This is a genomic window from Roseomonas sp. GC11, from assembly GCF_024437745.1.
GTDB lineage: Bacteria > Pseudomonadota > Alphaproteobacteria > Acetobacterales > Acetobacteraceae > Pseudoroseomonas.
Genome location: NZ_JANFNY010000001.1, coordinates 128,535 through 137,026 on the forward strand (window position 1 = coordinate 128,535; position 8,492 = coordinate 137,026).

Below are 8,492 nucleotides of genomic sequence, written 5' to 3' on the forward strand. Positions count from 1 at the left end.
CCGCTGGGCGGGCATATGGCCCGTTCAGCGGTTAAGGAGTCAAGAAGGAGGGAAGAGTGTTCTTTTTTAGAAAAAAAGAACCAAAAAACTTTTTTCCGTTGGCGGCCCGCCCGTGCCTTGAGGCGGGACGCCAAACTGAAAAAGTCTTTTTGCTTCTTTTTCTTCAGAAAAAGAAGATTCTTCGATTAAACAATCGCCGTGGCTTCGATTTCCAGCCGGGCTTCCGGCTCCACCAGTCCGGCGACCTGGACGAGGGCCATGGCGGGGAAGTTCTTCCCCATCACCGCGCGATAGGCGGCGCCAAGCTCCCGGAGGCTGGCGCGATACTCGGCGATGTCGAGCACATACCAGGTGAGGCGGGCGATATGCTCCGGCCCCGCCCCGCCGGCGCGCAGCACGGCCAGGATATTCTCCAGCGCCTGCCGCGCCTGGGGGACGAAGCCCTCCGGAAAGCGGCCCTCGGTGTCCCAGCCGATCTGGCCGCCGACGCAGAGGATGCGGCCCTCGCCCATCATGCCATTGGCGTAGCCGCGCGGCGCGGGCCAGCCTTCGGGTTGCAGGGGTGTCAGGCTCATGCGGGTGTCTCCGGCGGGGCGCAGCGCGCCTGATAGGCGGCCAGGGCCGCGCGCAGGTCAGCCGGGATCGGCATGACCCTGCGCGTGTCGAGGTTGGTGGTGGCCGAGATCAGGCGCAGCCGCACCATCTCCGCGCCCTCCTGGTTGTGGATATGCACGCGCAGCGTATAGGAGGCGCCGCCGATCGCTTCCACCAGCGGGGTGATGAGGATGTGCTGCCCCATCAGGCCGGGGATGAAGTAATCCGCCTCCGCATGGGCGAAGCCGGTGCCGGTGCGCCGCGCGCCGTGCAACTCGTGGAAATCCACGCCCAGCTCGGCGCCGAACCATTCCTCGATGGCGGCGCTGGCGAGGCCGAACCAGTTGGCGAAGAAGACGATGCCGGCGGGGTCGCATTCCTGGAAGCGGATGCGCGCCGGGGCGCGGAAGGCTGCCGCCGGCAGGGCGCCGGCGGCGAGGGGGATGGGACGGTTCATGGGTCCGTCTTATGCCCCCCGGCGGCCATCTTGCGGAGGGCGAAGCGCTGCACCTTGCCCGATTCCGTGCGCGGCAGGGCCTCCACGAATGCGATGGCGCGGGGGTATTTGTAGGGCGCGATCTCGGCCTTCACGAAGTCCTGGAGTTCCTTCACCAGGGCAGGGCCGGGGAAGTGGCCGGGCTCCAGCACCACATAGGCCTTGACGATGGTGCCGCGCCCCTCATCGGGCGCGCCGACCACGCCGCATTCGCGCACCTTGGGGTGGGCGAGCAGCGCCGCCTCCACCTCTGGCCCGGCGATGTTGTAGCCGGCGGCGACGATCATGTCGTCGCTGCGCGCCTGGTACCAGAAATAGCCATCCTCGTCCTGGATGAAGGTGTCGCCGGTGATGTTCCAGCCCCAGCGCACCTGCCGCGCCTGCCGCGGGTCGGCGAGGTAGCGGCAGCCGGTGGGCCCGCGCACGGCGAGATGCCCGGGCGTGCCGCGCGGCACTTCCTGGCCCTCATCATTGAGGATGCAGGCCTCGAAGCCCGGCACGACAAGGCCGGTGGCGCCGGGGCGGATTTTTTCCAGCGGCGCACTGATAAAAATGTGCAGCATCTCGGTGCCGCCGATGCCGTCCATCAGCTTCAGCCCTGTCGCCGCCAGCCATTGCTCGAAGACCGGCTTCGGCAGGTTCTCCCCGGCCGAGACGCAGCGGCGCAGGCTGGAGAGATCGAATTCCCCCGCGCGCTGCGCCATGGCGCGGTAGGCGGTGGGGGCGGTGAAGCAGATGCTGGCGCGGTGCTGCTGAATGGCGGGCAGCAGCTCGTCCGGCCCCGCCTTCTCCAGCAGGATGCCGGTGGCGCCGACGCGGAAGGGAAAGAGCACCAGCCCGCCCAGGCCGAAGGTGAAGGCCAGCGGGGCGGAGCCGATGAAGCGGTCCTCCGGCGCGGGCTTCAGCACCTCGGCCGAATAGGTGTCGCAGATGGCGAGCATGTCGCGATGCGCGTGCAGCGTGCCCTTGGGCTCGCCCGTGGTGCCGGAGGTGAAGCCGATGAGGCAGATATCCTCCGCCGCCGTGTCGCAGGGCGCGAAATCGGGCGAGGCGGCGGCGCAGAGTTTTTCCAGCTCGCCATCGCCCCAGTAGCGCAGATGCCGCAGCTCGGGCGCCTCGGCCGCCGCCTTGTCCATCTCGGCGGCGAGGCGGGCATCGCACAGCGCGTGGCTGATGCGCGCCTTGCGCAGCATGAAGCCGAGTTCCTTGGCGCGCAGCAGCGGCATGGTGGCGACGACCACGCCGCCCGCCTTCAGCACGGCGAAATAGGCCGCGACCATCCACGGGTTGTTGGCGCTGCGCAGCATCACGCGGTTGCCCGGCACCAGGCCGAGATCGCGCACCAGCACATTGGCGATGCGGTTCACGCGCTCCGCCAGTTCGCGGTAGGTGAGGCTCTCGCTGGGGGCGATGAGGGCCAGGTGGTCGCCGCGCCCGGCGGTGATGTTGCGCTCGATGAATTCGGTGGCGCAGTTGAGGCGCGGCGGGTAGCGCAGCGCCGGCAGGTCGTGGCGCATCACCGGCCACGCCTCGCGTGGCGGCAGGTTGTCGTGGACGAAACTGTCCACATGCGCGCTGCGCTCCGCGCCCGCGGTGGCGGCGTGCTCCATCGTCATCCCGTCCATCCTTCGCCCTCCTGTGTTCAGGCTTTGGGCGTGCGACTGCCTTCCCCCGCCAGGGCCCTTTCGGCCCGGGCGATCACGATGCGCTGCACTTCGCTGGCGCCTTCATAGACGCGGAGCGCGCGCACTTCCCGGTAGAGTTCCTCGGCCTTGTGGCCGCGGGTGACGCCAAGCCCGCCATGGATCTGCACCGCGCGGTCCGCCGCGCGCTGCGCGGCCTCCGTGGCGTAGAGCTTGGCCATCGAGGCCTCGCGCGAGATGCGCGGGCGCCCCGAATCCTTGAGCCACGCGGCGCGGTAGACGAGCAGCGCCGCCGCCTCCACCTCCGTCGCGCTGTCGGCGATGGCCACCTGGCTCTGCTGCTGCTCGAAGAGCGGGCCGCCGAAGAGGTGGCGGTTCTCCGCGCGCTCCACCGTGAGGTCCAGTGCGCGGCGGGCGAAGCCCAGCGCGGCGGCGCCGACGGTGGCGCGGAACACATCGAGCGTCGCCATCGCCACCTTGAAGCCATCCCCCGGCGCGCCGAGGCGGTGGCTGTCCGGCACGCGGACGTCGTCGAAGCGCAGCGTGGCGAGCGGGTGCGGCGCCGTCACCTCGATGCGCGCTTCCACCGAGAGGCCGGGGCTGTCCGCCGGCACCACGAAGGCGGAGAGGCCGCGCGCCCCCGGCGCCTCGCCGCTGCGGGCGAAGACGACATAATGGCCGGCGATGCCGCCATTGCTGATCCAGGTTTTTTGGCCGGTGATCCGCCAGTGGTCGTTGCCGTCGCGCGTCGCGCGGGTGGCGAGGGCGGCGACATCGGAACCGGCCTCGGGTTCGGAGAGGGCGAAGGCGGCGAGCGACTCTCCGCGCCGCACGGCGGGCAGATAACGCGCCTTCAGCGCCGCGTCGCCGAAGAGGGTGATGCTGCCGGTGCCGAGCCCGGCCATGGCGAAGGCGAAATCGGCCAGCCCGGCATGGCGGGCGAGGATGTCGCGCGCGAGGCAGAGGCTGCGGACATCGAGCCGCCCATCCTCCGGCACGGCGGCGCGCAGCAGCCCGGCCTCGCCCATGGCGCGCGTCAGGCGCCGCGTGCTGGCATCGGCGTCATGGTGGTCGACCAGGGCTTCAGCGTGCCGCGCGGCCCAGCTTTCCACCTCGCGCGCCCAAACCGCGTGGCGTGGCTCGAAGAAAGGCCAGTCCAGGAAGGAAAGATCGGCCATGGCGGATCAGTTCCCCTGGAATTCCGGGCGGCGCTTCGCGGCGAAGGCCTCATAGGCGCGCCCGAAATCGCGGGTGGTCATGCACAGGGCCTGCGCCACCGCCTCGGCCTCCACCGCCTGCTCGATCGACATGGCCCATTCCATCGCCAGCATGCGCTTGGTCATGCTGTGGGCGAAGGCGGGGCCGGTGGCGATGTCGCGCGCCAGGGCCTCGGCCTCCGGCAGCAGGGCCTCGGCCGCCACGACGCGGTTGAAGAAACCCCAGGCCAGCCCTTCCTCCGCGCGGAGGGAGCGGCCGGTATAGAGAAGTTCGCTCGCCCGGCCCTGGCCGATGATGCGCGGCAGGATGGCGCAGGCGCCCATGTCGCAGCCAGCGAGGCCCACGCGGTTGAACAGGAAGGCCACCCTGGCCTCCGGCGTCGCCAGCCGCAGATCCGAGGCCATGGCGATGATGGCGCCCGCCCCGGCGGCGATGCCGTCCACCGCGGCGATGACCGGCTGCGGGCAGGCGCGCATGGCCTTCACCAGCGCGCCGGTCATGGCGGTGAAGCGCATCAGCCCGCGCGTGTCGCGCTGGAGCAAGGCGCCGATGATGTCGTGCACATCGCCGCCCGAGCAGAAATTGCCGCCGGCGCCGCTGATGACGAAGGCCCGCACCGAATCATCCCGCTCGCCCATGCGGAAGATGTCCGTCAGCTCCTCATAGCTTTCGAAGGTGAGGGGGTTCTTGCGCTCCGGCCGGTCGAGCGTGATGCGGGCCACGCCGCCTTCCACCGCCAGCCGCACATGCCGCGCCGGATGCGCCGCGATGCCGCTCATGCCTGGTCCTCCTCCGTCAGCGCCGCGCGCACCGAGGCTTTGGCGCGGCCGAGCAGTTGCATCAGCGCCGCGCGCTCCTCCGGCGCGAGGCCGCCGAGCAGCGCCGCGATCCAGCCCTCATGTGCCGCCGACTGCCGGGCGAATTCGCGCCGCCCGCGCGGCGTCAGCCGCAGCGTCGCCACGCGGCGGTCATGCGCCTCCGTGCGGCGGGCGATCAGCCCTTCCTCTTCCAGCCGCGCGGCGAGGCCGGTGACATTGCCGTTGGACACCATCATCCGCCGCGAGATCTCGCCGAGCGTCAGCCCTTCCGGCGCGCGCTCCAGCGCCGCCAGCAGGTCGAAGCGCGGCAGGGTCGTGGCGAAATCCTGGCGCAGGCGGCGGCGGATCTCGCTTTCCACCAGCGTCGTGCAGGTCAGCAGCCGCAGCCAGAGGCGCAGCTCGTCCTTGTGGCCCTCGGGCTGGTCGGCCAGCGCGGTCTCGGCATCCACCGCGTTCATGTCTCGCCCCCGTCCACCGCCAGGGCCTGGCCATTCACCGCCCCGGCGCCGATGAGGTAGAGCACGGCCTCCGCCACCTCGGCCGGCTGCACCAGCCGGCCCTGCGGGTTGTGGCGCGTCAGTTCCGCCCGCGCCGCGGCCTCGTCGCGCCCGGTGCGCGCCATGATGCGCGCGATGCTCTCGGCCACGATCTCCGTCTCCGTGAAGCCGGGGCAGACGGCGTTCACCGTCACGCCCTTGCCGGCGACTTCCAGCGCCAGGGCGCGCACCAGGCCGAGCAGCGCATGCTTCGCCGCCGTGTAGGCGGTCACGTAAGGATAGCCCTTCAGCGCGGCGGTGGAGGCGACATGCACGATCCGCCCATGCCCCGCCGCCAGCATGCCCGGCAGCACGGCCCGGCTCAGCGCCACCGCGCCCAGCAGGTTGACGCGCAGCATGCGCTCCCACAGCGCGGCGTCGCTCTTCAGGAAGGGCGCGCTTTCCGCCGCCCCGGCGGCATTCACCACGATGGGGAAGGGGGGCAGCGCGGCCAGCGCCGCCGCCAGCGCCGCTTCCTGCGTGATGTCGAGGGCCAGGATGGCATCGGCATGGCCGGCGGCGCGCACCGCCTCCAGCTTCTCCGCCCGGCGGCCCAGGATGGTGACCGTGTGGCCCGCCGCCGTCAGCGCGGCGGCGATGGCGGCGCCGATGCCGCTGCCCCCCCCCGTCACCAATGCCCGACTGCCCGCCATGCCGGCCCCTCCATGATTGCTTGAAGCCTAAAACGATCCGTTGCTGGCCCGCAAGGGCGCTTTGCGGTTGCCGGGCGTAATTCTTGAAGCTTAAACTATCTGCCAGCCAGAAGAGACGGCCCGAAAAGCCGGCCATAGGAGACAGCGTGCCATGCGTATCGCGGTGATCGGCGGCGGACCCGCCGGGCTGTATTTCGCCATCCTGATGAAGCGCGACCGGCCGGAGGCCCAGGTCACCATCGTCGAGCGCAACCAGGCGGATGACACCTTCGGCTTCGGCGTCGTCTTCAGCGACCAGACGCTCGACACCTTCGCCGCCGCCGACGCGCCCTCCTACCGCGCCATCACCGAGGCCTTCGCCTACTGGGACGATATCGAGATCCAGGCGCGCGGCGCCACCCACCGCATCGGCGGCAACGGCTTCTGCGGCTGCTCGCGCCGCACCCTGCTGCTGCTGCTCCAGGCGCGGGCGCGCGAACTCGGCGTGGAACTGATCTTCGGCCGCGAGGCGCAGCCGGAGGATTTCCCCGAGGCCGATCTCATCATCGTCGCCGACGGCATCAACAGCCCGGTGCGCGAGCGTTTTGCCGACCATTTCCAGCCCAGCATCGACCTGCGGCCCAACCGCTTCGCCTGGATGGGCTCCACCCGCCCCTTCGACGCCTTCACCTTCTTCTTCAAGGAGACGGAGGCGGGCATCTTCATCGCCCATTGCTACCAGTATGAGGCGAATGCCAGCACCTGGGTGCTGGAGACCGACCCCGAGACCTTCGCCCGCGCCGGCCTCGGCGCGATGGACGAGGCCCAGAGCGCCGCCTACCTCGAAAAAATCTTCGCCGAGGAATTGCAGGGCCACCGCCTGCTGACCAACCGCAGCCTGTGGCGGCGCTTCCCCGCCCTGCGCTGCGCCCGCTGGGTGAAGGACAACATGGTCCTGCTCGGCGATGCCAAGGCCAGCGCGCATTTCTCCATCGGCTCCGGCACCAAGCTGGCCATGGAGGACGCCATCGGCCTGCACGCCGCCTTCATGGCCGGCGGCGATGTCGCCACCTGCCTCGCCCGCTACGAATCCGCCCGCCGCACCGAGGTGGAAAAAACCCAGCACGCGGCGGATGTCTCCCTCGTCTGGTTCGAGCATGTGAAGCGCTTCTGGCACATGCCCCCGGCGCAGTTCGCCTTCGGCGTGATGACGCGCAGCAAGGCCATCACCTGGGAGAACCTCGCCCTCCGCGCGCCGGATTTCGTGGCGGAGGCGCAGGGCATGTTCGCGCAGCAGGCGCGCGCCGCCGGCCTGCCCGCGCGCGAGAAGGCCACGCCCATGTTCCAGCCCTTCCGCCTGCGCGGCCTGGAACTCGACAACCGCGTCGTCGTCTCCCCCATGTGCCAGTACAGCGCGGAGGACGGCCTGCCTGGGGACTGGCACCTCGTCCACTATGGCAGCCGCGCCGCCGGCGGCGCCGGGCTGATCTTCACCGAGATGACCTGCCCCGCCCCGGAAGCCCGCATCACCCCGGGCTGCGCCGGCCTGTGGAACGACGCGCAGGAAGCCGCCTGGGCGCGCATCATCCGCTTCGTCCACGGCCAGGGCAGGGCGCGCATCGCCCTCCAGCTTGGCCATGCCGGGCGCAAGGGCGCCACGAAGCTGATGTGGGACGGCATGGACCGCCCGCTGGAGAGCGGCGCCTGGCCCATCCTCTCGGCCAGCCCGATTCCGTATTACCCGGAGAGTCAGGTGCCGAAGGCAATGGACCGCGCCGACATGGACCGCGTGCGCGACCAGTTCGTCGCCGCCGCCATCCGGGGCGACCGCGCCGGCTTCGACATGCTGGAACTCCACTGCGCCCATGGCTACCTGCTCGCCAGCTTCCTCTCGCCGCTGACCAACACCCGAACGGATGAGTATGGCGGCAGCGTCGGGAACCGCCTGCGCTACCCGCTGGAGGTTTTTCGCGCACTGAGAAAAATCTGGCCGCAGGACAAGCCCATGAGCGTCCGCCTCTCCGCCACCGACTGGGCGGCGGGCGGCATCTCGGATGAGGATACGCTGGCCATCGCCCGCGCCTTCGCGGCGGAAGGCGCCGATCTCATCGACGTCTCCACCGGGCAGACCGTGGCCGATGCCGCCCCCGTCTACGGCCGCATGTTCCAGCTGCCCTGGTCCGACATGATCCGCAACGAAGCCGGCATCGCCACCCTGTGCGTCGGCTCCATCACCAGCGCGGACCAGATCAACACCATCCTGGCGGCGGGGCGCGCCGACCTTGTCGCGCTGGGGCGGCCGCATCTGGCCGACCCGGCCTTCACCCTGCGCGCGGCGGCGGAATATCAGGAAAAATCCATCACCGTGCCGGTGCAATACCGCTGGGGCAAGGATGCCCTCTTCCGCACGGCGGAACGCGACAGGGCCGACCTGCTCGAACTGAAGCGCAAGGCCAAGCCGAAGCGGCATGGCGCCAGCTGAGAGAAAATAAAAAAGGGGGGGGGGGGGGGGTGGCCCCGCCCCCCCCCATTTTTATGGAACCTGGCGGGCCGGG

8 protein-coding genes are annotated in these 8,492 nt (G+C 70.3%); 1 reads left to right on the plus strand and 7 read right to left on the minus strand.

All coding sequences use genetic code 11. From position 1 onward, the window contains the following. Positions 1 to 185: 185 nt before the first annotated feature. Genes NON00_RS00585 through NON00_RS00615 form a run of 7 tightly spaced genes read right to left on the minus strand, consistent with a single transcriptional unit; the run spans position 186 to position 5,958 of the window. On the minus strand, positions 186 to 575 hold the full coding sequence (locus tag NON00_RS00585; RefSeq protein WP_256016367.1) for a RidA family protein: 390 nt from the start codon (positions 573 to 575) through the stop codon (positions 186 to 188). Continuing rightward, positions 572 to 1,051: a thioesterase family protein gene (locus NON00_RS00590; RefSeq protein ID WP_256016369.1), complete on the minus strand. Its 480-nt coding sequence runs from the start codon at positions 1,049 to 1,051 to the stop codon at positions 572 to 574. Before NON00_RS00590 ends, NON00_RS00585 begins: the two co-directional genes overlap by 4 nt. Continuing rightward, positions 1,048 to 2,715 carry an AMP-binding protein gene (locus tag NON00_RS00595; RefSeq protein WP_256016371.1) on the minus strand — a complete coding sequence of 556 codons (1,668 nt, stop codon included), beginning with the start codon at positions 2,713 to 2,715 and terminating at the stop codon, positions 1,048 to 1,050. Before NON00_RS00595 ends, NON00_RS00590 begins: the two co-directional genes overlap by 4 nt. A 17-nt stretch (positions 2,716 to 2,732) precedes the next feature. Beyond that, on the minus strand, positions 2,733 to 3,911 hold the full coding sequence (locus NON00_RS00600) for an acyl-CoA dehydrogenase family protein (RefSeq protein WP_256016374.1): 1,179 nt from the start codon (positions 3,909 to 3,911) through the stop codon (positions 2,733 to 2,735). A gap of 6 nt (positions 3,912 to 3,917) precedes the next feature. Beyond that, the gene (locus NON00_RS00605) at positions 3,918 to 4,730 is read right to left on the minus strand and encodes an enoyl-CoA hydratase family protein (RefSeq protein WP_256016377.1); all 813 of its coding nucleotides are present in this window, start codon (positions 4,728 to 4,730) and stop codon (positions 3,918 to 3,920) included. Then, positions 4,727 to 5,227 (minus strand): MarR family winged helix-turn-helix transcriptional regulator, encoded by a 501-nt coding sequence (locus NON00_RS00610; protein WP_256016379.1) that lies wholly within the window; start codon positions 5,225 to 5,227, stop codon positions 4,727 to 4,729. The genes NON00_RS00605 and NON00_RS00610 overlap by 4 nt, the downstream gene beginning before the upstream one ends. Continuing rightward, positions 5,224 to 5,958, minus strand: coding sequence for an SDR family NAD(P)-dependent oxidoreductase (locus NON00_RS00615; protein WP_256016381.1), 735 nt, complete (start codon positions 5,956 to 5,958; stop codon positions 5,224 to 5,226). Before NON00_RS00615 ends, NON00_RS00610 begins: the two co-directional genes overlap by 4 nt. Positions 5,959 to 6,109: 151 nt before the next feature. On the opposite strand from NON00_RS00615, the gene NON00_RS00620 reads away from it, so the two are divergent. Then, a complete protein-coding gene (locus NON00_RS00620) occupies positions 6,110 to 8,419 on the plus strand; it encodes a bifunctional salicylyl-CoA 5-hydroxylase/oxidoreductase (RefSeq protein ID WP_256016383.1) in 2,310 nt (769 codons plus the stop codon). Positions 8,420 to 8,492: the final 73 nt, after the last annotated feature.